This is a genomic window from Mesonia aestuariivivens (assembly GCF_019311235.1).
Taxonomy (GTDB): domain Bacteria; phylum Bacteroidota; class Bacteroidia; order Flavobacteriales; family Flavobacteriaceae; genus Mesonia; species Mesonia aestuariivivens.
Window position 1 is genome coordinate 31,664 of record NZ_JAHWDF010000013.1, and the last position, 24,129, is coordinate 55,792.

Sequence of the window (24,129 nt, forward strand, 5' to 3'; positions counted from 1 at the left end):
ACAAATGAATCAAGATTATATACAACCTGCAGACTGGTCTATTATTGAGAAAGGTTTCGATATCGACCGTGTTAAATCTTCAGAAAGTCTTTTTAGTTTAGGAAACGGGGCCATGGGGCAACGTAATAACTTTGAAGAATATTATTCTGGTCCAACCTTTCAAGGAAGTTATATTGGCGGTGTTTATTATCCCGATAAAACTCGTGTAGGCTGGTGGAAAAACGGGTATCCAGAATATTTTGCAAAAGTATTAAACTCGCCAAATTGGATTGGTATTGATGTGAAAATTAACGGAGAACAACTCGATCTTTTTACGTGTAATAAAGTAGAAAATTTTCAGCGGGAACTTAATATGAAAGAAGGTTGGTATCAACGTTCTTTTGTGGCAACAATGCCTAATGATATTCAAGTTGAAGTAAAAGCTACGCGTTTTCTTAGTTTAGTAAAAGATGAATTAGGAGTTATTAATTATGAGGTTAAACCATTAAATGCAGATGTTGAGGTAGAGTTTTCTCCATATTTAGATAGCGGGATCACCAATGAAGATACCAACTGGGAAGATCAATTTTGGGAAACTTTAGAAGTACAAGCAGAAAAAAATCGTGGTTTTATCACTTCAAAAACATTAAAAACAGAATTTCACGTATGTACTTTTATGCATACCGAGTTATTGCTGAATAATGAATTGCAAAATGTAGATTTTTCTACGGAAAAAGAAGCGCAGAAATTAACGTTTACTTACAACTTTTCAGTAAGTAAAGAAGAAAAAGTAACGCTGAAAAAATTAGGAGGTTACGTTAAGGGAATGAATCATTCTAATGAAAATCTCGTAGAAGCTACTCATAATCTTTTAAATGAAGTAGAAACATTTTCAGTGGAAGAATTATTGCAACAACAAGCCAATGCTTGGGCAGAGGTTTGGAACATGTCAGACATTACGATCGATGGCGATGTAAAAGCCCAGCAAGGAATCCGTTTCAATATTTTTCAGCTTAATCAGACGTATTCAGGTAAAGATGCCCGACTAAATATTGGTCCAAAAGGATTTACTGGTGAAAAATACGGAGGAAGTACTTATTGGGATACCGAGGCATATTGTCTTCCTTTTTATATGGCAACCAAAGATCAAGGAATTGCTAAAAATTTACTGGCTTATCGCTATAATCAATTAGATAAAGCTATAGAAAATGCAGAAAAATTAGGATTCACTAATGGTGCAGCGCTTTATCCAATGGTAACCATGAACGGAGAAGAAAGTCACAACGAATGGGAAATTACTTTTGAAGAGATTCACCGTAACGGAGCTATCGCTTACGCCATTTATAACTACCATCGTTTCACTGGCGATTATTCGTACATTCCAGAGAAAGGTTTAGAAGTATTAATAGCTATCGCTCGTTTTTGGCAACAAAGAGTGACTTTTTCAACTCAAAAAAGCAAATATGTAATTCTTGGCGTAACTGGACCTAATGAATACGAAAATAACGTCAATAATAACTGGTATACCAATTATATCGCTAAATGGTGTATTGATTATGCTTTAGAAAATATTGAAAAAATAAAAGCTGAATTTTCTTCTGATTACGAACGTATTTCAGCTAAAACAAATATTACTTCAGAAGAATTAGAAAAATGGAAAGCGGTTGCCGACAATATGTATTTTCCATATTCTGAAGAACATGGAGTTTATCTTCAACAAGATGGTTTCTTAGATAAAGAGCAAACTAAAGTTTCAGATTTAGATCAGCAATTACGACCTATTAACCAGTATTGGAGTTGGGATCGAATTTTAAGATCGCCATTTATTAAGCAAGCTGATACATTACAAGGTTTCTATTTTTTCGAAGAAGATTTCAGCAAAGAAGAATTAGAGAAGCATTTCGATTTTTATGAGCCATTTACTGTTCATGAGTCTTCGCTTTCGCCATGTGTTCATAGTATTCAGGCTGCTAAATTGGGAAGAATGGAGCAGGCTTACCAATTCTATCTAAGAACTTCTCGTTTAGATTTAGACGATTATAATAAAGAGGTTGAAGAAGGTTGTCATATTACTAGTATGGCGGGAACGTGGATGAGTATTGTAGAAGGTTTTGCAGGGATGCGTGTTCACGAAGATAAACTTTCTTTTACACCACAGCTTCCAAAAGAATGGAAAGGCTATTCCTTCAAAATCAATTTTAGAAATCAAATTTTAAAAGTCGAAGTTACCCAAGAAGAAACCAAGTTTACTTTAGATGGCGATGGATCGATGACGGTAACTTTAAACGATAAAGAAGTTGAAGTTAATTCAGCAGTAAAAATATAATTCAATAAAAACCAAAAACATGAAATATACATTTGCCCTTATTGGGATCTGGTTATTAAGTTTTTCAGGACTTGCTCAGGAGTTAATCTCTCCCAACCAAGATTTAAAAATGAAATTCTCTTTAGATGAAAACGGAACGCCAGTTTACCAATTATATTACAAGAACGAAGAAGTTATTAAGCCGAGTAAGTTAGGTTTAGAATTAAAAGATGATGATTTATCTTTAATGAATAGTTTTAAAATTGTAGATACTAACACCTCTACTTACGATAATACTTGGGAGCCAGTTTGGGGAGAACAAGCTGAAATTAGAAATCATTATAATGAATTAGCTGTAACTCTAAATCAGCCAGAAAAAGACCGTAAAATAATCATTCGTTTTAGAATGTTTAATGAAGGTTTAGGATTTAGGTATGAATTTCCAGAACAAAAAAACTTGGTGTATTTTGTGATTAAAGAAGAACATACACAATTTGCAATGACAGGAGATCATACCGCATTTTGGATTCCAGGAGATTACGATTCTCAAGAATACGATTATACAACTTCTAAATTATCTGAAATAAGCTCAAAATTTGACGGAGCACTTTCACATAACGAGTCTCAAGAGCAATTTTCTAAAACAGGAGTGCAAACTTCTTTAATGATGAAAACTGAAGATGGTTTATTTATCAATCTTCACGAAGCAGCATTAAAGGAATATTCATTGATGAATTTAAATCTGAATGAAAAAAACTTTGTTTTTGAATCTTGGCTAACTCCAGATGTTCTAGGAAATAAAGGTTTCTTGCAAGCTCCGAATACTTCTCCTTGGAGAACGATTATGGTAAGTGACGATGCGACCGATATTTTAGCTTCTAATATGACGCTGAATTTAAATGAACCCAATGTCATAGAAGATACTTCCTTCATTAAACCAATGAAATATGTAGGCGTCTGGTGGGAAATGATAACAGGAAAAAGCGCTTGGAATTATACAGACGATCTTCCTTCAGTTAAAGTTGGTGAAACAGATTTCACAAAAGCTAAACCCAACGGAAGACACGCCGCAAACACCGAACACGTAAAAGAATACATCGATTTTGCTTCAGAACATGGTTTTGACGGAGTTCTAGTAGAAGGTTGGAATCAAGGTTGGGAAGATTGGTACGGCCATTCTAAAGATTTTGTATTCGATTTCGTTACTCCTTATCCAGATTTTGATGTGGAAGAAATTCACGATTACGCAGCCTCAAAAAATGTGAAGATGATTATGCATCATGAAACATCGGGAGCTATTCGTAATTACGAACGCCATATGGATAGTGCTTATGCATTTATGAATAAATATGATTATCCAGCAGTGAAAAGTGGTTATGTTGGTAATATTATTCCAAGAGGAGAGCATCATTATGGTCAGTGGGCCATCAATCATTTTTTATATGCGGTAAAAAAAGCGGCAGATTATAAAGTGATGGTAAACGCACACGAAGCTGTACGACCTACAGGATTAAGAAGAACTTATCCTAATTTAATAGCAAATGAATCTGCTAGAGGAACCGAGTTTCAGGCATTTGGAGGTAACAAACCAAATCACGTTACTATTTTACCCTTTACACGTTTAATAGGTGGTCCTATGGATTATACGCCTGGTATTTTCGAAATGGATATTAGTAAATTGAATCCAGATAATAATTCACATGTAAATTCAACAATAGCTAATCAATTAGCTTTATATGTGACGATGTACAGTCCGTTACAAATGGCTGCAGATTTAATTGAAAACTACAAAAGATTCCCAGATGCATTTCAGTTTATTAAAGATGTAGCTATAGATTGGGAAGAAAGTAAATACCTAGAGGCAGAACCGGGTCAGTACATTACTGTAGCTCGTAAAGCTAAAGGAACCAATAATTGGTTTGTAGGAAATGTAAATGGAACAACACCGAGAACTACAAAAATCAAGTTAGATTTCTTAGAAAAAGGAAAAAAATATACGGCGACAATTTATGCAGATGCAGAAGATGCGCATTACAAAACGAATCCGCAGGCTTATAAAATTACTACCAAAACGGTAACCAGAAGAACCAAATTAAAATTAGATTCTGCTCCTGGCGGTGGTTTTGCCATAAGCATTATCGAGAAGAAATAGATAATTTTTTCTATATTAAAGTCAGTTTGAGCGGATTTGAGAAATTTTTAATTTCATTGAAAAACTCTCGACTCCGCTCCAAGTGACAATAGTAATTATACGATCAACGTTATCCTGAACTTGTTTCTGCATCTCATCAATTTAATAATTTACAGAGGTTGTGACTAAAATTATAACCATAATGAAAACTAATTCATGAAAACCAATTCATTTTTTCAAAAAGCTCCTGTTGTGTTCAGTTTATTCTTATTGCTGAATATTTTTTCTGCGGAAGTTTATGCGCAAATAGAACGTATAGAGCCGCCATTTTGGTGGGCAGGTATGGAAACTTCAGAAATTGAAATTCTTTTTTACGGAAAAGATATTGCGGAATATAATGTTTCAACAGAAGAAGATGTAGTTATTAACGGAGTTTTAAAAACCGAGAATCCTAATTATCTGTTTATAACAATTGAAACCAAAAATCTTCAACCGCAAACTTTACATTTCAACTTTTCAAAAAAGAAACGTGTAAAATTCACGCAGGAATATGAGTTGAAAGAACGCAAAGAAAATTCAGCTTTAAGAGAAGGTTTTTCTAGTGCAGATGTGATGTATTTATTAATGCCCGATCGTTTTGCTAATGGAAATCCAGATAATGATTCGGTAGATGGTTTAATGGATAAATTAAATCGAAGTGAAAGCGGAGGAAGACACGGTGGTGATATTCAAGGAATTATCGATCATTTAGATTATATCAAAGATTTAGGCGCGACCTCCATTTGGAGTACGCCATTATTAGAAGATAATGACAAAGCTTATTCTTACCATACTTACGCGCAGAGTGATGTATATAAAATCGATCCGCGTTATGGGAGTAACGAAGATTATAAGCGTTTAGCTAAAGAAATGCACGATCGTGATCTTAAATTAATTATGGATTATGTGACCAATCATTGGGGAGCCGAACATTGGATGATCAAAGATTTACCTACTTACGATTGGATTCATCAATTTCCAGGTTATGCCAATTCTAATTATCGAATGGAAACTCAATACGATCCTCACGCTTCAGCAATAGATACAAAATATTGTGTAGAAGGTTGGTTTGTAAAAACTATGCCAGATTTAAACCAAAGTAACCCATTAGTACTTAATTATTTAATCCAAAATGCCATCTGGTGGATTGAGTTTGCAGATTTAGATGGTTTTCGTGTAGATACTTATAGTTATAATGATAAAGCAGGAATCTCTAAATGGACCAAAGCCATTATGGATGAATATCCTAATTTTAATATCGTAGGTGAAGTTTGGTTGCATAATCAAGCACAAATTTCATACTGGCAAAAAGATAGCGAGATCGGGGCGTTACAAGATTTTAATTCCTATTGTCCTTCCGTGATGGATTTTACTTTACATGACGCTCTTGGTAGTATGTTTAAGGAAGCAGCAGGCTGGGGGAGTGGTATGCAAAAAGCCTATGGTAATTTTGTAAACGATTTTCTTTACCCAAATACCAATAATCTATTAGTTTTTCTAGAAAATCACGATACCGGTAGATTTAATGAAATTTATAATCAAGATTTTAACAGCTATCAACTAGGCTTAACTTTAATGGCAACCACTCGAGGGATACCACAATTATATTACGGTTCAGAAATTGGAATGCGAGGAGATAAAGGTAAAGGTGATGGCGACATTCGTCAAGATTTTCCCGGTGGTTGGGAAGGCGATAATCAAAATGCTTTTGAAAAATCAGAACGTACCAAATTGCAAGAAAACTTCCATAGCTTCACAAAAAAACTTTTGAATTTCAGAAAAAATTCTAAAGCCATTCATCAAGGGGAATTAACACATTACTTACCAGAAAATAATGTGTATGTCTATTTCCGTGAATTTGAAAATGAAAAAGTAATGGTGATATTAAATAACAATGAAAAAGAGCAAACTTTAGACTTAAACCGTTTTCAAGAAAATCTAGGCAGAATTTCAAATGGAAAAGACATCTTGAGCGGAAAACAGCTTCAGCTAGAAGAAAAACTAAGCATTGCCGGTAAAAAACCCATGGTAATTCAATTATAAAAACGTCATGCTGAATTTAATTCAGCATCTCATCAACCTAATCATTTGATGATATTGAAAGTAACCTATTTCCCGCAAGGTTTCAAGAATCTTAAAAGTATAAAAAACTAAAAGTTAAATGAAAAAATATTTTATCCTAGTATGCACGTTGGCGTTATTAATAAGCTGTAAAGACAATAAAAAAGAAGCTTCACCTGAAGAAAATTCAGCAGTAAAAACAACAGAGGCTAAAGATAGCATTTCACCATTTCAAGATAAAATACTAGATAATGCAGTTATATACGAAGCCAATATTCGCCAGTATTCACCCAAAGGTAGTTTTAAAGCGTTTACAAAAGACATTCCTAAATTAAAAGAAATGGGAGTTAAGATTCTATGGTTAATGCCTATATATCCTATTTCTCAAGTTAAAAAGAAATCTGCTAATGGTAAGTTTGCAGAAGACATTGAAGACCCAAAAGAACGCGAAAAAATTTTAGGAAGTTATTATGCCATTTCAGATTATACAAAAGTAAACCCAGAATTTGGTAGCAAAGAAGATTTTCGAGAATTAGTGAAAACCGCTCATGAAAATGATATTTATGTGATTTTAGATTGGGTACCTAATCATACAGGTTGGGATCATGTCTGGATAAAAGAAAATCCGGATTATTATACGAAAAATGAAAAGGGAGAAGTTATAGATCCCATTAATCCAGAAACCGGAGAATCTTGGGGTTGGGATGATGTAGCCGATCTTAATTATGATAATCAAGAAATGCGTAAAGAAATGATTGCCGACATGCTATACTGGATTAGAGAAGAAAATATAGATGGTTTTCGTTGTGATGTAGCCAATAATGTACCTATTAACTTCTGGGAGCAAGCGATACCTCAATTAAGAGAAGAGAAAAACATTTTTATGTTAGCAGAAGCTTGGGAGCCAGAATTAATGAATAATAATTTATTCGATATGGTTTATGGATGGGACTTGCATCACACCATGAATAAGATTGCTCAAAAAGAGTTAACGGCAGAAGCTTGGGAAGAGGAAATAGAAGAAGTTCAAAATAAATATAAGGACCATCATATTTTAATGAATTTTACTTCTAACCATGATGAAAATTCTTGGAATGGGTCTGTTAAAGAAAGGTTAGAAGGAGGGGTCGAAACTTTTGCTGCGTTGAGTTTTTTAGCTCCAGGAATACCACTAATCTATTCAGGTCAAGAATATGATATGAATAAACGCCTTCGTTTTTTTACTAAAGACACTATTAAGCAGAAATCAAATAAAATGTTTTCAGTATATAAAAAACTAGGAAAACTTAAATCTAAAAATCTAGCATTAAGTGGGGGTAAAAATCCCGCAAATTATCAATTGTTGCAAAACTCTTTACCTAAAAAAGCTATTGCGTTTAAGAGAGTAAAAGACGACCAATCTATTATTTATATCGCAAATGTAACCAATCAACAGATAAACGTAAGTTTTGACTTTAACGGCGAATTTAGAGACTATATGAATAATAACAAAAACTTTACAGTTAAGAAAAAGGAAAAAATAACCATGCAACCTTGGGAATATCATATTTTAAAATAAGTTAAATTATGATTTAACAAAAAAAGCTCCATTTGTTGGAGCTTTTTTAATGTAGTTATCAACAGAAAACGTTTTAGAAGAATCGTTTATTAGGTTTTATGATAAAATTCAAATATTTTTGATGAATATGGAACAGAAAATTAAGAATATTGGTGTTCTTACTTCAGGAGGTGATGCTCCGGGGATGAACGCTGGGATACGCGCCGTAGTTCGTGCTTGTGCCTACCATAAGATAAAGTGTACTGGTATTTATAGAGGCTATCAAGGTTTAATAGAAAAAGACTTTGAAGAGTTAAACGCCAGGTCTGTAAGAAATATCATTAACAGGGGTGGTACTTTTTTAAAATCAGCAAGGTCAAGAAAATTTATGACCGCAGAAGGTAGAACTGCTGCATACGAAAATTTAATATCAGAAGATATCGATGCTTTAGTCGTTATAGGCGGTGATGGTACTTTTACTGGAGCTTCTATTTTTAACAAAGAACATAATTTTCCAGTAGTGGGGATTCCAGGAACTATCGATAATGATATTCGTGGTACAGATTACACAATCGGTTACGATACCGCACTAAATACGGTAGTAGAAGCTATCGATAAAATTAGAGATACTGCCAATTCTCATAATCGATTATTTTTAGTTGAAGTCATGGGGAGAGATGCAGGTGATATCGCATTAAATGCAGGTATTGGTGCAGGAGCAGAAGAGATTTTAATACCAGAAGAAAACTTAGGGACTGATCGACTTTTAGAATCTTTAAAAAGAAGTAAAAAGTCAGGAAAAACTTCAAGTATCATTGTGGTCGCTGAAGGTGACCAAATTGGTAAAAATATTTTTGAGTTGGCAGAATTTATTGAGACCAACTTAGAAGATTACGAAGTAAGAGTTACCGTTTTAGGTCATATTCAACGAGGAGGTTCTCCAAGTTGTTACGATCGTGTGCTTGCCAGTAGATTAGGTATTGGAGCAGTAGATGCTTTACTAGAAGGTAAGCGCGATTTGATGGTAGGAATAAAACATAAAAAATTAACATTTGTGCCTTTCGATTTAGCAATTTCAGGAGAAAATGAAATTGATATCGATTTAAGAAGGGTAGCAGATATAACTTCAATTTAAATAATAATATATTATGAGTAAAGTAAATGTAGCTATCAATGGTTTTGGACGTATTGGTAGAATTGCTTTTAGAATAGCAAGCGAAAATCCTAATATTAATATTGTAGGTATTAACGATTTATTAGAAGTAGATCACTTAGCTTACATGTTAAAATATGATTCAACTCACGGTAAATTTAACGGTGAAGTGGAAGTTAAAGACGGAAGTCTTGTGGTAAACGGAAATGAAATACGTGTTTCTGCTGAAAAAAATCCTGCAGATCTTAAGTGGGATGCTTTAAATGTAGATGTAGTTTTAGAATGTACAGGTATTTTCAAAACTCAAGATACTGCAAAAGGACATTTAGATGCTGGAGCTAAGAAAGTAGTAATTTCTGCACCAACAAAAGAAGATGTACCAATGTTTGTAATGGGCGTAAACCATACAAAAGCAACTGCAGCAGATAAAATTGTATCTAATGCATCTTGTACTACTAACTGTTTAGCTCCTTTAGCTAAAGTTATTGATGATGAATTTGGTATTGTAGAAGGTTTAATGACTACTGTTCACGCAAGTACGTCAACTCAATTCACAGTAGATTCTCCATCCAAGAAAGACTTTAGATTAGGACGTAGTGCGATTTCTAACATTATACCAGCTTCTACAGGAGCAGCAAAAGCAGTAGGTGTAGTAATTCCAGCATTAGACGGAAAACTTACAGGAATGGCTTTTAGAGTTCCAACTCCAGATGTATCTGTAGTAGATTTAACCGTAAGAACAGAAAAAAGTGCTTCTTTAGCTGAAGTTAAGAAAGCATTAAAAGCAGCATCAGAAGGTGATTTAAAAGGAATTTTAGGTTACACAGAAGAAGATGTAGTTTCTCAAGACTTCGTTGGTGAAGGCCAAACTAGCGTATTTGATGCAGGTTCTAGTATCGCTCTTAACGATAACTTTTTTAAACTTGTATCTTGGTATGATAACGAGTATGGTTATTCAACTAAGTTAGTTGATTTAGCTTTACACGTGAATTCACTTAAATAAGTCGTCTATGTTATTAATAGCAGATGGCGGTTCAACTAAATGTGATTGGATACTTTTAGACGATAACGGCGAACAAGTATTTAAAACACGTACACAAGGACTAAACCCGGCGGTTTTCAAGACAGAAGTTCTTGAAAGCCGACTTCGGGATAATGATGATCTTGCCCGAGTAAAAGATGAAGTTACCCTTGTAGGTTTTTATGGTGCCGGTTGTGGTACTAAGCGACCTACAGAAAACTTATCGAGAATAATTGGTGAATACTTTACCAATGCTAAAGTAGATGTTCGTGAAGATATGGTTGCTGCTTCTTACGCAGTTACCTCAGAACCTGGTATTGTTTGTATTTTAGGTACAGGTTCTAACAGTTGTTTTTTTGATGGTGATGAAAGTGTAAGAATGGCGGTAGATTCTTTAGGCTATGTACTTATGGATGAAGCTAGCGGAAACTACTTTGGAAAACGCTTAATTAGAGACTATTACTATAAGCGCATGCCTATAGCACTTGCTAAAGAATTTGAAGAGCGTTTCAACTTAGATGCAGACGAGATTAAGCGTAACCTATATAAAGAAGATAACCCTAATACTTATCTTGCTCATTTTGCAGAATTTATCTTTACAAGTAAAGAAGTAAACGGCTATTTTTATAAATTGATCTCTGAAGGGATGAAAAAGTTTATAGAAAATCGTATCTTATGCTTTAGAGAATCTCAAAATGTACCTATTCACTTTGTAGGATCTATAGCGCATTTTTCTTCAGAAATTATTGCAGACGCAATGAAACCTTACAGCTTAGAACTGGGGAACATTGTAAGAAGACCAATCGATGGTTTAATAGAACATTATAGAAAAAAATTAATAAACAATGCCTCTTAAAACAATAAATCCAACCGCTACTAAAGCCTGGGAAAAGTTAGCAAAACATTATCAGGAAATTAAAGACCAGAAAATGGTTCATCTTTTTGCCGAAGATGCGTCTAGATCAGAAAAATTTCAATTGAAATGGAATAACTTTTTCGTAGACTATTCTAAAAATAGAATCACTAGTACAACCAAAGATTTATTGCTAGAATTGGCAAACGAAGTTGAATTGAAAGATGCAATTGATAAGCAATTCAACGGAGATAAAATTAATCAAACTGAAGGTCGAGCTGTACTACACACAGCACTTCGTGGTCAAGAAAAACCAGTAGAAGTAAAAGAAACCCTTCATAAAATTGAAAAATTCTCTCAAGAAGTTATTTCAGGAGAGTGGAAAGGTTATACCGGAAAAGCCATTACCGATGTGGTAAACATAGGGATTGGTGGTAGTGACTTAGGGCCACAAATGATTGTAGATTCATTAAAATACTACAGAAATCATTTAGGGGTTCACTTCATCTCTAACATAGATGGAGATCACGTGATGGAAACTATTAAAGATCTAGATCCAGAAACCACACTTTTTATTATTGTTTCTAAAAGTTTTACTACTCAAGAAACCATTACAAATGCAAACACAATAAGAGATTGGTTTTTGAAATCTGCTCCAAGAGAAGAGGTTGCAAAACACTTCGTAGCAGTTTCTACCAACTTAGAAAGTGTAAAAGACTTTGGAATTGCAGATCAAAACATTTTTCCTATGTGGAATTGGGTTGGTGGTCGTTTTTCACTTTGGAGTGCTGTAGGCCTATCTATAGCTTGCGCCGTAGGTTTTGATAATTATCAAGGCTTATTAGACGGAGCAGGAAAAATGGATGAGCACTTTAAAACAACAGATTTTAAAGACAATATTCCTGTAACACTAGCACTTTTAAGCATTTGGTATAATAACTTTTTTGATGCCGAAACAGAAGCGATTATTCCTTATTCTCAGTATTTGCAAAAATTAGTACCTTATTTACAACAAGGTATTATGGAAAGTAACGGAAAAAGTGTTTCTCGCGATGGGAATAAAATACCTTACCAAACAGGAACAATTGTTTGGGGTGAACCTGGTACCAACTCTCAACATGCATTTTTTCAGCTCATACACCAGGGTACAAAATTAATTCCTTGTGATTTTATTGGGTTTAAAAAATCATTACACGGTAATCAAGAACACCAAGATAAATTAATGGCTAATTTTTTCGCTCAAACCGAAGCTTTACTAAAAGGGAAAACGCTTGAGCAAGTAGAAGAAGAGATAAAAGGAACAGATGCCGAAAAAGCTTCAACCTTAAAACCATTTAAAGTATTTGAAGGAAATAAACCTACAAATACGTTATTAATCGACCAGTTAACGCCTGAAAGTTTAGGTAGTTTAGTAGCACTTTATGAGCATAAACTATTTGTTCAAGGTGTTATTTGGAATATTTTTAGCTACGATCAATGGGGGGTAGAGCTTGGTAAACAATTAGCTAACGGTATTTTAGAACAAATCGAAACTAAAGATTTTTCTAAAGATCAAGATGCTTCCACCAAAAGTTTATTAAAAGCATATCTTTCTTAAATTTAGAGAAGATTTATTTTTAAAAAAAGCCAAGTTCTTAAACTTGGCTTTTTTTGTTTTATAAACTTATTTATTCTTTTTAAGCAAATATTTTAAAGCTCCTGTAGACCAAAGTGCCCATAAAATTAAAATAGGTTGAAAAAATAACCGAATTAATCTTTTTCGGTCTGTATCTAATCCAAAAGCATTAATTTCATTTACATACTGAGCGATATTTCCAGGAAAGATCAAAACATAAAATATGGCTAAAGCTATTCCTGTTTCTATTCTAAATTTTTTCAGAAAAATCATAGCTGCCCCTAAAGCAAATTCTAAAATACCAGAACCTATTACTATAATATCTTTGGTAATTGGAATCCAATCTGGTACTTGAGCCTGAAATTCTTCGCGTTGAAAAGTTAAATGCCCAATACTGGCCATAATCATAAAACCACCTAAAATTATTCTAAATACTTTTTGTGTTGTTGAAGTTGATAAAGTCATAATAAATCTTTTAAGATTAAATCGTAAACGATGTAAATGTATTTGTTTTTATAAAGGTTTCATTTTAATTTTTTATTAAATTTTGAAATTTAGTCTACTTTCAAAATTTTCATACAATGTGTCTGAACTTCTTTAAATTCTTGTTGGTTTTTCGTAATATCTTTATTCCAAAACGGAATCATTTTAGAAAGTGTTTTTACTTTTTCTTCATCTTCAAGTAATTCGGGAAAGGCTAACTTTATGACATCGATCATAATATGAACTGCGGTAGAAGCACCGGGAGAAGCTCCTAAAAGCGCGGTAATACTTCCTCCTTTATCATGAACCACATCGGTACCAAACTCTAAAGTACCCCCTTGTTTTTCATCTTTTTTAATAATTTGTACACGTTGTCCAGCTACTTTTAATTTCCAATCTTCAGATTTTGCATCTTTTACAAATGTTCTCAAATCATCCATACGGTCTTCGTGACTTTTGCTTACCTGCGTAATCAAATATTCAGTTAGCGGTAAATTGTGCCAAAAAGCGCCTAACATTGAAGGAATATTATCTAGCTTAATAGATTTTATTAAATCGGTATAGCTTCCTTCTTTTAAAAATTTTGTATTAAAACCAGCAAAAGGTCCAAACATTAGTTCTTGTTTTCCGTTGATAAAACGCGTATCTAAATGCGGAGTAGACATTGGTGGTGTATCTGGTCCTGCTTTACTGTACACTTTTGCGTGATGTTGTTTAATCACTTCTGGGTTTTTACAAACTAACCATTGACCACTTACTGGAAAACCTCCGTAACCTTTTTTTTCTTCAATTTCAACTTTTTGTAATAAGGGTAGGGCTCCTCCACCGGCACCAATAAATACATGATCTGCATCATAATATTTTTTTATATTTTTTTCTGTGTCTTTTATTTCGACGAGCCAGTCTTGATGATCAGGATCTATATCTAAAACTTCGTGGTTACGGTGAACGGGAGTATCAAACTTTTCTTCTAAAATAGTAAAGAACTGTTCTGTAATATTTCCAAAATTCACTTCTGTTCCTAATTTCATTTGAGTAGCCGCCATAGGCTCTTTTTGTTGTTCTCGATTTTTCATAATTAACGGAAACCAATTTTCTAAAGTAGAATTATCTTCTGAAAATTCCATTTCTTGAAAAGCAAATTCTTTACTCATGGCTTGGTAACGTTTTTTGAGAAATTCTACATTCTCTTTTCCAGTTACCCAACTATGGTGTGGTGTTTTATGTATGAAGTCTTTTTGTTTTTTAAGTAAGTTTTCTTCAATTAAATATGCCCAAAATTGTTTAGATTTTTCAAATTGATCAAAAATTTGAATTGCTTTAGAAATATCTATAGCACCATTTTTATTTTCAGGAGTATAATTAAGCTCACAGAATGCTGAATGCCCCGTACCGCTATTATTCCAAGCTTCAGAGCTTTCTTGAGCTACTTTATCTAAGCGTTCAAATATCCCAATTTTTAGGGAAGGATCAATTAATTTTAGCATTAATGAAAGCGTTGCGCTCATAATACCACCACCTACACAAATAAGATCGTATTTTTCAGGATGTTGTTGAGAAGTCATTTTCCTTTTCGATTAAAGTTAATTAATGTGAGTTGATGGGATATCATATTACTCTAAATTTGACTTAAATTTAAGAGTTACTAATGAATTGTAATTTTACTAATTATAGGCAGTTTTAGTCATTTTAAATAATAGTTATAGATCTATTTAATTCAGCTAAATTTAAATGAATTTTCATAATACTTTTATAAGAAGTTAAATGATAAAGAATAAATTTCTATTTTTAATAAAATAACAAATTTAATGCTTGTAAAGGTTTTTGGTAGTGCGGTTTTTGGGGTAGAAGCCACCACCATCACAGTAGAAGTCAATATCGATAAAGGTATTGGTTATCACTTGGTGGGTTTACCCGATAATGCTATTCGAGAAAGTAGTTACCGTATTGCTGCAGCTTTACAGAATAACGGATTTAAGTTACCAGGTAAAAAAATTACCATTAACATGGCTCCAGCAGATTTACGAAAAGAAGGTTCTGCTTATGATTTAACCTTAGCACTGGGTATTTTAAGTGCATCTTCTCAAATTAAAGCTGAAAATATTGGTGACTATTTAATTATGGGGGAGCTATCTCTTGACGGAAGCTTACAGCCTATTAAAGGGGCTTTGCCAATTGCTATTAAAGCGCAAGAAGAAGGTTATAAAGGATTTATCTTGCCTAAGCAAAATGCTACAGAAGCTGCTATCGTTAAAGGTTTGGAGATTTATGGAGTAGAAAATATTACAGAAGTTATTAATTTTTTCGATAAAGATGAAGCTTTAACACCTACAGTAATTGATACTCGTAAACAGTTTTATGAAAACTTAGAACATCCAGAATTTGATTTTGCCGATGTTAAAGGTCAAGAATCCATAAAACGCTGTATGGAAATTGCCGCTGCTGGAGGGCATAATATTATACTTGTAGGTCCTCCAGGATCTGGTAAAACCATGCTTGCTAAACGATTACCAAGTATTTTGCCACCGATGACTTTATACGAAGCTTTAGAGACTACAAAAATACATAGTGTCGTAGGAAGAACTTCTAACTTGGGAGGTTTAATGGCAGAACGACCATTTAGAAGTCCGCACCATACCATTTCAGATGTGGCTTTAGTAGGTGGAGGTCAATATCCGCAACCAGGAGAAATCTCTTTATCTCATAACGGAGTATTATTCTTAGATGAACTTCCTGAATTTAAACGTTCTGTACTAGAAGTGATGCGACAACCTTTAGAAGATCGAGAAGTTACTATTTCTAGAGCAAGGTTTACGGTAACTTATCCGTCAAGTTTTATGTTGGTGGCAAGTATGAATCCTAGTCCGGGTGGTTATTTTAATGATCCCGATGCACCGGTAACTTCTTCTCCAGCAGAAATGCAACGTTATTTAAGCAAAATTAGCGGACCCTTATTAGATCGTATCGATATTCATATAGAGGTTACCCCAGTACCTTTTGATAAGTTAAGTGAAGAGCGAAAAGGAGAAAGTAGTGTAGTAATTAGAAAGCGTGTGACTCAAGCTAGGCAGCTACAGACTCAAAGATTTAACGATTTTAAAAATGTACATTATAATGCTCAGATGGGTGTTAAACAAATACGAGAATTTTGTAAACTTGATGAAAATTCAAAAAAATTACTTAAAACAGCAATGGAGCGTTTAAACCTTTCTGCAAGAGCTTATGACCGTATTCTAAAGGTTTCTAGAACGATTGCAGATTTAGAAAATTCTGAACAAATAACAGGAAAACACATCAGTGAAGCCATTCAATATCGCAGTTTAGATCGTGAGGGCTGGTTAGGATAGAAAAATTATGAAAAAAATTATACTTTTAAGTTTAGGGATCGCCTTATTTTCATGTAAAAATAAGCAAGAGAGTCATGTTGAACCTGTAAATGAACTTCATGAAGAAGATACCAGTATTGTTGAAGAGATAAAGGCTGAGTTGGTTCCTATGGAGAATTTAGAATTAACTTTGAGTCAAGCTAATAAATTAGTAGACTTGCCCTTAGCATGTATTAGTGTGAAATATCCCTATAAATCTGGACAAACACTTACTTCAAAAAAAGATTTAAAAGAACCACAAGAGTTTCACCCTGCGTTTTACGGTTGTTTTGACTGGCATTCTTCTGTGCACGCACATTGGTCGTTAGTGAGTTTACTAAAAAGATTTCCTGACTTAAAAAAAGCTGAAGAAATAAAAAAACAACTCACAGCACACCTTTCTAAAGAAAATATTCAACAAGAATTAAAATATTTTAAGAAGAAAGAAAACAAGTCTTTCGAGCGTACTTATGGCTGGGCTTGGTTATTAAAACTTTCAGAGGAGCTTCATACTTGGGATGATTCATTGGCTAAGCCATTAGAACAAAACCTTCAACCTTTAACCAACCAGATAGTAGTAAATTATATAGAGTTTCTTCCAAAGCTCAATTACCCAATTCGTGTTGGAGAGCATGAAAATACGGCTTTTGGGATGTCTTTTGCTTATGATTATGCTAAGACTACCAATCATGAAAAACTACAAAATTTAATCACCTCTCGTGCTAAAGATTTTTATTTAGGTGATGATAATTGCCCGATGGGGTGGGAACCAAGTGGTTTTGATTTTTTATCTCCTTGTTTAGCAGAAGTAGATTTAATGCAACGCGTTTTGGCAGAACAAACTTTTAAACTGTGGCTAAAAGATTTTATGCCTCAGCTTTTAAATAAAAATTTTGAATTAACACCTGGAGAAGTTTCTGATAGAACCGATGGTAAATTGGTGCATTTAGATGGGTTAAATTATAGTCGTGCTTGGGTTTTTTATCACCTTGCTAATAAATATCCAGATGATTTTAAGCACTTAAAAAACATAGGAAATCAGCACGTTTCTCATTCTATTAAAAACCTTTTTGAAGATTCTTATGAGGGCGGACATTGGTTAGGAACCTTTTCAATTTATGCATTAAGTCAGCGTAGATAACTAATTATTTATGAATAGAATAGATTTAAATTGTGACTTGGCTGAGGGCGGAGCTTTTGATGCTGCTCTTATGCCATTAATTTCTTCATGTAATATTGCTTGCGGTGGTCATTTTGGAACTAAAGCAACGATCACAAAAGCAGTTGAACTCGCCCTTGAGAATAAAGTTAATATTGGCGCTCATCCTTCTTATCTAGATCAAGAGAATTTTGGTAGAAAAACAATGAACATCTCTTTAGAAGCGCTAGAAAATACACTTAGGGATCAAATTCTACAAGTTAAATCTATTACTGAAAGGCTAGGAGGGAAGTTACATCATGTAAAACCCCATGGCGCTCTTTACAATGAAATAGTTAAAGATGTAGAAAAGGCAAACTTGGTGATTAAAATGGTTAAAGAAATAGATGAAGAACTTATTCTATTTGTACCCCCAAACTCAGCGGTAGAAAGCTTAGCAAAAGCTAAACTAAACACTTGGAAAGAAGGCTTCGCAGACCGAAATTATGAAGCCGATTTTAGTTTAGTGTCTAGGTTAAAAAATAATGCTATTTTACACGATAAAAGCAGCGTTTTTAATCATGTTTTTTTAATGGTTTCAGAAGGTAAAATTCAGCTTCAAAATAAGAAGTTTTTAGAAGCAAAATTTGACACTATTTGTGTACATAGCGACACCCAAAATTCTGTCGAAATATTAAGGTATTTGCGAGAAAATTTAGAAAGAAAAAATATAAAAATAGCATAGTTAATGGAGTATAAAAAACCTAAAATTCAAGCTTTAGGCGAACAGGCAATTTTGTTGTCTTGGGAAGAAAAAATAGATGAAGATCTACTGTATTTTTTACTTTATCTGAAGAAAGAAATTCAAAATTATTATACTAAAGTAAAGGTTGAAGTAATTAATACATATAATTCATTATTAATTAAATATATATCTTATATAAATAATATCTATAGTGAATTTTCAGTACTTGAAACCATCGTTTCAGCTAATTTTAAAGGGCAGAAATTACACTTACAACAATATACTCTTCCAGTATGTTATGATGAAGAATTTGGACTAGATCTAGCAATTGTAAGCAAGCAAAATAAACGTAGTATTTCAGAAATAATTCAGTTACATACTCAATCTAATTACACCATTTATTTTACTGGTTTTTTACCCGGATTTTTATACTTGGGCGGACTTGATGAAAAGCTATATATTTCTAGAAAAGAATCTCCCCGATTAAAGGTTGAAAAAGGTGCGGTGGGAATCGGTGAAAAACAGACTGGAGTTTATCCTCAAAATTCTGCTGGAGGTTGGCAAATTATTGGCAATTGTCCAGTCCCAATTTTTGATGTTGAAAATGAAAAACCATCTCCGTTTCAACCTGGCGATAAATTAAAATTTGAAGCGGTAAGTTTAGAAAAATATAACACCATTAAGCAAGAAATTAAACGAGGTAATTTTTTGCTTAAAAAAGAAGTTTATGAGTATTAAAATAGTACAAGCGGGATTATTTACCAGTATTCAAGATTTTGGACGAATTGGTGTTGCAGGTTATGGAGTACCAGAAAGTGGCGTGATGGATCGTTATTCTGCTAAAATAGCTAATTTGTTAGTAGGAAACACCGAGTATGAAGCGGTGATGGAAATTACAATGTTAGGGCCTACCATAATTTTTGAGAAAGAAATGTTAGTCGTTTTAGTGGGGTTGGGTGCAGTTGCTATTTTAAATACCCAAAAAAAATCGCTTTTAAGGCCTTTTGAAGTTAGTGTTGGAGATATACTTCAGATTAAGCAAATAACAAAAGGAATAAGGTTGTATTTGGCTATAAATGGCGGTTTTCAGTCTGAATTGAAATTAGGAAGTCGAAGTATGTATTTTCCAATTACAAAAAACAGTCAGTTGCAACAAGGAGATCATCTTAATATTGCTGAGTATAACAAAACTAAACAGCAAGATTTTGCGCATATTAATTATGAAGCTGAAAAATATGATACGGTATTCCTAAAAGTTTACCCAGGTCCAGAATATGATTTATTATCAGATGAATTGAAAAAAGAACTTCAGGAGAAGAGGTTTAGCATATCTAAAAATTATAGCCGAATGGCTTATCAATTACAAGAAAAGATTCAAAATAACCTTCAGTCAATAGTAACACAGCCTGTGTTGCCAGGTACGGTTCAATTTACTCCTGCAGGCAATCTTATGATCTTAATGCGAGATGCACAAACAACAGGCGGCTATCCAAGAATTTTTCAATTAACCGAAGAAAGTATAAATCTTTTGGCTCAAAAAAAACAAGGGGATGCTATTCAATTTCAAATAAAACCTTATGAAAAATAAAATTTTATTCATTTTAGTAGTTATTTGTACTATGGCAAATGCACAGAAGAAAGACTTGGCTAATTTTAAATTTTATCACGACCAAAATTCAGCATTAAAAGATCAACTACCTATGCGGGATCACGTGGTTTTTATGGGTAATTCAATCACACAATTTTGGAAAGATAAGCATCCAGAATTTTTTAAAGATAATCTATATGTCGATCGAGGAATTAGTGGACAAACTTCTTCGCAAATGTTATTGCGTTTTCGTAGAGATGTGATCGATTTGAAGCCTAAAGCAGTGGTGATTTTAGCAGGTATTAATGATATTGCTCAAAATACAGGACCAATCACGGTAGAAAATATCTTCGGAAATATTGTATCTATGGTAGAATTGGCTCAGGCAAATGATATTCAGGTGATTTTATGTTCAGTTTTACCAGCATCAAAATTTCCTTGGGAATCTACTATTAATCCTATTGAAAAAATTATTCAGCTCAATAATTTAATTTCTACTTATGCAGAAACACATAATTTACCTTACGTAAATTATTATGAAGCCATGGTGATGAAAGATAAAGCTATTAATCCTGTTTATGCGAATGATGGTGTTCATCCTAACCGAGAAGGATATTTAGTGATGGAGCCACTTGTAAATGCAGAAATAGAAAAACTTTCTGCAAATTAATTTTTTACAATTTGATATTTTATAGTATTAAAAACGACTTAATTTGAAATCTGTAAAAAAATCAATAGTGTTTATGTCTATAAAATTGATTACAACCATTTTGGTACTTTCTGTTACTTTCTCAGGATGTAAATCTTTACCACCTTCTGCTTCGTCAAAAAAAATAATGAGTTTGAGATGGGGAACGTTAGGTGTCATTGATCAAAATGAAATTAATTTTTACGAGATTAAAGATCAACAATGGAAATCTATTTCTATAACAGAGTTTGAGATCCCTAAAAATGAGGGATTACTTCCGATAGGACTAGGAAGTATTGGAGTGATTAATAAAGAGGTTATTCAATTTTATTCTTATGATAAAGAGCAGGGTTGGGGAAAATTGAAATATCCAGATTTTGAATTACCTGCGTACCAGCAGTTGGTTTCGTTAAGTTTAGGAACTATAGGTGTTGTTAACGACGGAACCATTAATTTTTACGGAGAGCGTGATGGTAATTGGCAATTAATAAAAGACAAAATAACTACTTTTAAACTTCCGCCTCACGAAAAAATTATCACATTAATGCTTGATCCTTTAGGTATTTCTTCTATTGGTATTATAAATAAAGGAAATTTAAACCTATATCATTACCATATAGATACAAAAACTTGGGAGCAAAGTGATCTTAAATTTACCCTTTCTGATGAAAAAGAAATTGTTTCTGTAGGTTTTGGTGCTATTGGAGTGTTAACCAATAATCGCATAAAATTTTATGAATTAGAAGCGTTTTTAAATGGTAAAATAACGAAGAAGCATTTAGAAAAACTTCCAGATTTTATAATATCAGAAAATTAAACTCTATTCACAAACTTTCCAAAGTGGATCTTCGGGTACTGGGGCTTCAAAATTCATTTCTTCTTTAAGTACAGGATGAATTAAATTTAGTTTTCTAGCATGTAAACTAATACTTGCATCTTTATTACTTCTGTCAAAACCATATTTTAAATCGCCTTTAATAGGGCAGCCAATAGCAGACAGCTGACTTCTAATTTGATGATGTCTACCGGTTTCTAGAGCTATCTCTAAAAGAAAATAATTATCTAGTTTTTTAAGCACTTGATAATGAAGAATTGCTTTTTTGCTATCGGGAACTTCATTCTTATGAGCATAAGATTTATTTTGCTTTTGGTTTCGTTTTAAGTAATGTACGAGCGTGTCTTTTTTTTGAGGAGGTTCATTTTTTACTAACGCCCAATAGGTTTTCGCGGTTTTCTTTTCAGCAAATAACTTATTAAGCCTAGGTAGCGCCTTAGAGGTTTTAGAAAAAATCACAATTCCAGTGGTAGGTCGGTCTAAACGATGAACCACTCCTAAATAAACGTTTCCTGGTTTATTGTATTTTTCTTTTAAATAAGATTTTACAACTTCGCTTAAAGGTTTATCTCCGGTTTTATCACCTTGCACGATATCTCCTGCACGCTTATTAATTACAATTAAATGATTGTCTTCGTAAATAACGTTTAAATTGTCTTTATGGCTATGTGTTCCTTTCAATTTATTCAAATTAATTTAATGACTTTTTAAGGTTTAGAAATGAAATAATTATGATAAAAAAAATGAAACTAAGAAGTATTAATTCAGGCTCAAAGTCTATCTGATATATTAAGCTTAAGCTATTTTAATAGGCTTTTTGTTTTCATCAATAGCTACAAAAGTAAATTCTCCTGAAACGGCTTTTTCTCTACTTTCAGAATACATTTCTTCTACAAAAATTTCTACAATTACTTTTAAACTTGTACTTCCTACATGAGTTACTTTACCAGTAAGTTCTATAATTGTGCCTGCGGGAATAGGCTTTTTAAAATCTATTTTATCACTGCTTACTGTTACCATTTGTTGCCTGCTAAAGCGAGTAGCGGTGATAAAAGCAGTTTCATCCATGAGTTGCATGGCTGTACCCCCAAATAAGGTATCATAATGGTTAGTCGTGTTTGGGAAAACCGCTTTAAAAATGGTGGTTTTAGAATCTTCTATTCGTTTTTCTTTATTCATGCAATTTGTTTTTCAAGCGCTAAGAAATGTGTTGTAGTTTCATTAAATAACGGATAAACGTGAATTTCACACGTATATGGGGTGTTGTCTTTTTTATAATTAATAACCGTTTCAGAAAAAGCTTGTCTAGCCAAGATACGCTTTCTTATTCTTGATTTTGCAGCAGCAGATGTTTTCTTTCCTTGTAAGAATGCAGGTGTTTGCGTGGTTGCAAATTTTTGATGGTAACCTGTCATCTCTTTAAAACCTTTAGAAACCCAAACAATTTGTTTTTCTAAATTAGTCATTACTAAAGCTTCAAAATCGTGAGCAGAGAAAATCTCATTAAAATTATTTTGAAAGCTATACTTTTCTGTAAAAGCTAAGAAAGATTGGTATTCTCTTTCTTTTCTAATTTTTATGATTTGTTCTGAAGCAGACTCACTAAAAATATCCCAACTTAGTAACGGTGTGGTTTTAATGGAAGAGGGTTCAATTTGTTCTTTTACCTCTTTATATTTTTTTACAGAAATTGAAGATAGATAGAAGTCTAGCCCCATCATATTTGTTAGGTTATTTTTCATAGTCTTAGTATTGCTCGTTTTCATTAGGAAATTCTCCTGCTTTTACATCTTTATGATAAGCTTGAAAGGCGCTGGTCATTTCGGTATGTAAATCGAGATAACGTCTTAAAAAACGAGGATTAAACTCATGAGTCATTCCTAACATATCATGAACAACAAGTACCTGACCATCTACGCCGTTACCTGCGCCAATTCCAATAACAGGAATAGAAATGCTTTCTGCCACTTCTTTTGCTAATTTTGCTGGAACTTTTTCTAAAACTACCGCAAAGCAGCCTATTTTCTCAAGCATCTTAGCATCGGCTTTTAATTTTTCTGCTTCTTCTTCTTCTTTAGCTCTTACCGTGTATGTTCCAAATTTATAAATAGATTGCGGCGTAAGTCCTAAATGTCCCATCACAGGAATACCTGCATTTAAAATACGCTTAATCGATTCTTTTATTTCTTTACCACCTTCTAATTTTAAAGCGTGAGCGCCACTTTCTTTCATAATTCTTATGGCAGAACGTAAGGCTTCTTTAGGATCACTTTGGTAAGTGCCAAAAGGTAAATCTACCACAACCAAAGCTCTTTTAATAGCTCTTACTACAGACGACGCATGGTAAATCATATGGTCTAATGTCATGGGTAAAGTAGTTTCATATCCTGCCATAGTGTTAGCAGCAGAATCTCCAACTAAGATAGTATCAATCCCAGCACCATCTACAATGCTTGCCATCGTATAATCATAAGCCGTAAGCATAGAGATTTTTTCGTTGTTGGCTTTCATTTCTACCAATGACTTTACGGTAACTCTTTTATATTGTTTTTTTGCAACTGACATTTTCTTGTTTTTTGTTGAAGTAAAAGTA

The 24,129-nt window shown here is 33.3% G+C and carries 21 protein-coding genes; 15 read left to right on the forward strand and 6 right to left on the reverse strand.

From position 1 onward, the window contains the following. Positions 1-4: 4 nt before the first annotated feature. The 8 genes from KW502_RS11855 to pgi all read left to right on the forward strand — a co-directional run bounded on the left by KW502_RS11855 (position 5) and on the right by pgi (position 12,676). On the forward strand, positions 5-2,305 hold the full coding sequence (locus tag KW502_RS11855) for a glycoside hydrolase family 65 protein (RefSeq protein WP_219040772.1): 2,301 nt from the start codon (positions 5-7) through the stop codon (positions 2,303-2,305). Between the two features lie 19 nt (positions 2,306-2,324). Beyond that, positions 2,325-4,436, forward strand: coding sequence for a glycoside hydrolase family 97 protein (locus KW502_RS11860; protein ID WP_219040773.1), 2,112 nt, complete (start codon positions 2,325-2,327; stop codon positions 4,434-4,436). Between the two features lie 195 nt (positions 4,437-4,631). After that, positions 4,632-6,497, forward strand: a complete 1,866-nt coding sequence (locus KW502_RS11865) for a glycoside hydrolase family 13 protein (RefSeq protein WP_219040774.1) — start codon at positions 4,632-4,634, stop codon at positions 6,495-6,497. 118 nt (positions 6,498-6,615) lie between these two features. Beyond that, positions 6,616-8,073, forward strand: coding sequence for an alpha-amylase family glycosyl hydrolase (locus KW502_RS11870; RefSeq protein WP_219040775.1), 1,458 nt, complete (start codon positions 6,616-6,618; stop codon positions 8,071-8,073). A 127-nt stretch (positions 8,074-8,200) separates the two neighbouring features. Then, positions 8,201-9,187, forward strand: coding sequence for a 6-phosphofructokinase (gene pfkA, locus KW502_RS11875; protein ID WP_219040776.1), 987 nt, complete (start codon positions 8,201-8,203; stop codon positions 9,185-9,187). A gap of 13 nt (positions 9,188-9,200) precedes the next feature. After that, positions 9,201-10,208, forward strand: a complete 1,008-nt coding sequence (gap, locus tag KW502_RS11880; protein ID WP_219040777.1) for a type I glyceraldehyde-3-phosphate dehydrogenase — start codon at positions 9,201-9,203, stop codon at positions 10,206-10,208. A 7-nt stretch (positions 10,209-10,215) separates the two neighbouring features. After that, positions 10,216-11,082, forward strand: coding sequence for an N-acetylglucosamine kinase (locus tag KW502_RS11885; RefSeq protein WP_219040778.1), 867 nt, complete (start codon positions 10,216-10,218; stop codon positions 11,080-11,082). Further along, entirely contained in the window at positions 11,072-12,676 is a 1,605-nt protein-coding gene (gene pgi, locus KW502_RS11890; RefSeq protein WP_219040779.1) for a glucose-6-phosphate isomerase, read from the forward strand. The genes KW502_RS11885 and pgi overlap by 11 nt, the downstream gene beginning before the upstream one ends. A gap of 66 nt (positions 12,677-12,742) precedes the next feature. Here the strand turns inward: pgi and KW502_RS11895 are convergent, their stop codons facing one another. Beyond that, on the reverse strand, positions 12,743-13,159 hold the full coding sequence (locus KW502_RS11895) for a DoxX family protein (protein ID WP_219040780.1): 417 nt from the start codon (positions 13,157-13,159) through the stop codon (positions 12,743-12,745). An 89-nt stretch (positions 13,160-13,248) separates the two neighbouring features. Beyond that, the gene (gene mqo, locus KW502_RS11900) at positions 13,249-14,742 is read right to left on the reverse strand and encodes a malate dehydrogenase (quinone) (protein ID WP_219040781.1); all 1,494 of its coding nucleotides are present in this window, start codon (positions 14,740-14,742) and stop codon (positions 13,249-13,251) included. 243 nt (positions 14,743-14,985) lie between these two features. Here mqo and KW502_RS11905 point away from each other — a divergent pair, with 243 nt between their 5' ends. The 7 genes from KW502_RS11905 (at position 14,986) to KW502_RS11935 (ending at position 21,518) form a co-directional block, all read left to right on the forward strand. Next, positions 14,986-16,524 (forward strand): YifB family Mg chelatase-like AAA ATPase, encoded by a 1,539-nt coding sequence (locus KW502_RS11905; protein WP_219040782.1) that lies wholly within the window; start codon positions 14,986-14,988, stop codon positions 16,522-16,524. A gap of 7 nt (positions 16,525-16,531) precedes the next feature. Then, positions 16,532-17,683 (forward strand): DUF2891 domain-containing protein, encoded by a 1,152-nt coding sequence (locus KW502_RS11910; RefSeq protein WP_219040783.1) that lies wholly within the window; start codon positions 16,532-16,534, stop codon positions 17,681-17,683. A 10-nt stretch (positions 17,684-17,693) separates the two neighbouring features. Then, entirely contained in the window at positions 17,694-18,425 is a 732-nt protein-coding gene (gene pxpA / locus KW502_RS11915) for a 5-oxoprolinase subunit PxpA (protein WP_219040784.1), read from the forward strand. A 3-nt stretch (positions 18,426-18,428) separates the two neighbouring features. Further along, complete coding sequence (gene pxpB / locus KW502_RS11920; protein ID WP_219040785.1) at positions 18,429-19,163, forward strand: 5-oxoprolinase subunit PxpB; 735 nt, start codon at positions 18,429-18,431, stop codon at positions 19,161-19,163. Beyond that, complete coding sequence (locus KW502_RS11925) at positions 19,153-20,013, forward strand: 5-oxoprolinase subunit C family protein (RefSeq protein ID WP_219040786.1); 861 nt, start codon at positions 19,153-19,155, stop codon at positions 20,011-20,013. Before pxpB ends, KW502_RS11925 begins: the two co-directional genes overlap by 11 nt. Next, positions 20,003-20,683 (forward strand): GDSL-type esterase/lipase family protein, encoded by a 681-nt coding sequence (locus tag KW502_RS11930; protein WP_219040787.1) that lies wholly within the window; start codon positions 20,003-20,005, stop codon positions 20,681-20,683. Before KW502_RS11925 ends, KW502_RS11930 begins: the two co-directional genes overlap by 11 nt. Positions 20,684-20,756: 73 nt before the next feature. Continuing rightward, positions 20,757-21,518 (forward strand): hypothetical protein, encoded by a 762-nt coding sequence (locus KW502_RS11935; RefSeq protein WP_219040788.1) that lies wholly within the window; start codon positions 20,757-20,759, stop codon positions 21,516-21,518. Positions 21,519-21,521: 3 nt separating this feature from the next. Here the strand turns inward: KW502_RS11935 and KW502_RS11940 are convergent, their stop codons facing one another. The 4 genes from KW502_RS11940 to panB form a co-directional block, all read right to left on the reverse strand. Further along, positions 21,522-22,226: an RluA family pseudouridine synthase gene (locus KW502_RS11940; RefSeq protein WP_255554225.1), complete on the reverse strand. Its 705-nt coding sequence runs from the start codon at positions 22,224-22,226 to the stop codon at positions 21,522-21,524. Positions 22,227-22,331: 105 nt separating this feature from the next. After that, positions 22,332-22,715: an acyl-CoA thioesterase gene (locus KW502_RS11945; protein ID WP_219040789.1), complete on the reverse strand. Its 384-nt coding sequence runs from the start codon at positions 22,713-22,715 to the stop codon at positions 22,332-22,334. Next, positions 22,712-23,278, reverse strand: coding sequence for a PAS domain-containing protein (locus KW502_RS11950; RefSeq protein ID WP_219040790.1), 567 nt, complete (start codon positions 23,276-23,278; stop codon positions 22,712-22,714). Before KW502_RS11950 ends, KW502_RS11945 begins: the two co-directional genes overlap by 4 nt. A gap of 4 nt (positions 23,279-23,282) precedes the next feature. Next, positions 23,283-24,101, reverse strand: a complete 819-nt coding sequence (gene panB, locus KW502_RS11955; protein ID WP_219040791.1) for a 3-methyl-2-oxobutanoate hydroxymethyltransferase — start codon at positions 24,099-24,101, stop codon at positions 23,283-23,285. Positions 24,102-24,129 lie beyond the last annotated feature (28 nt).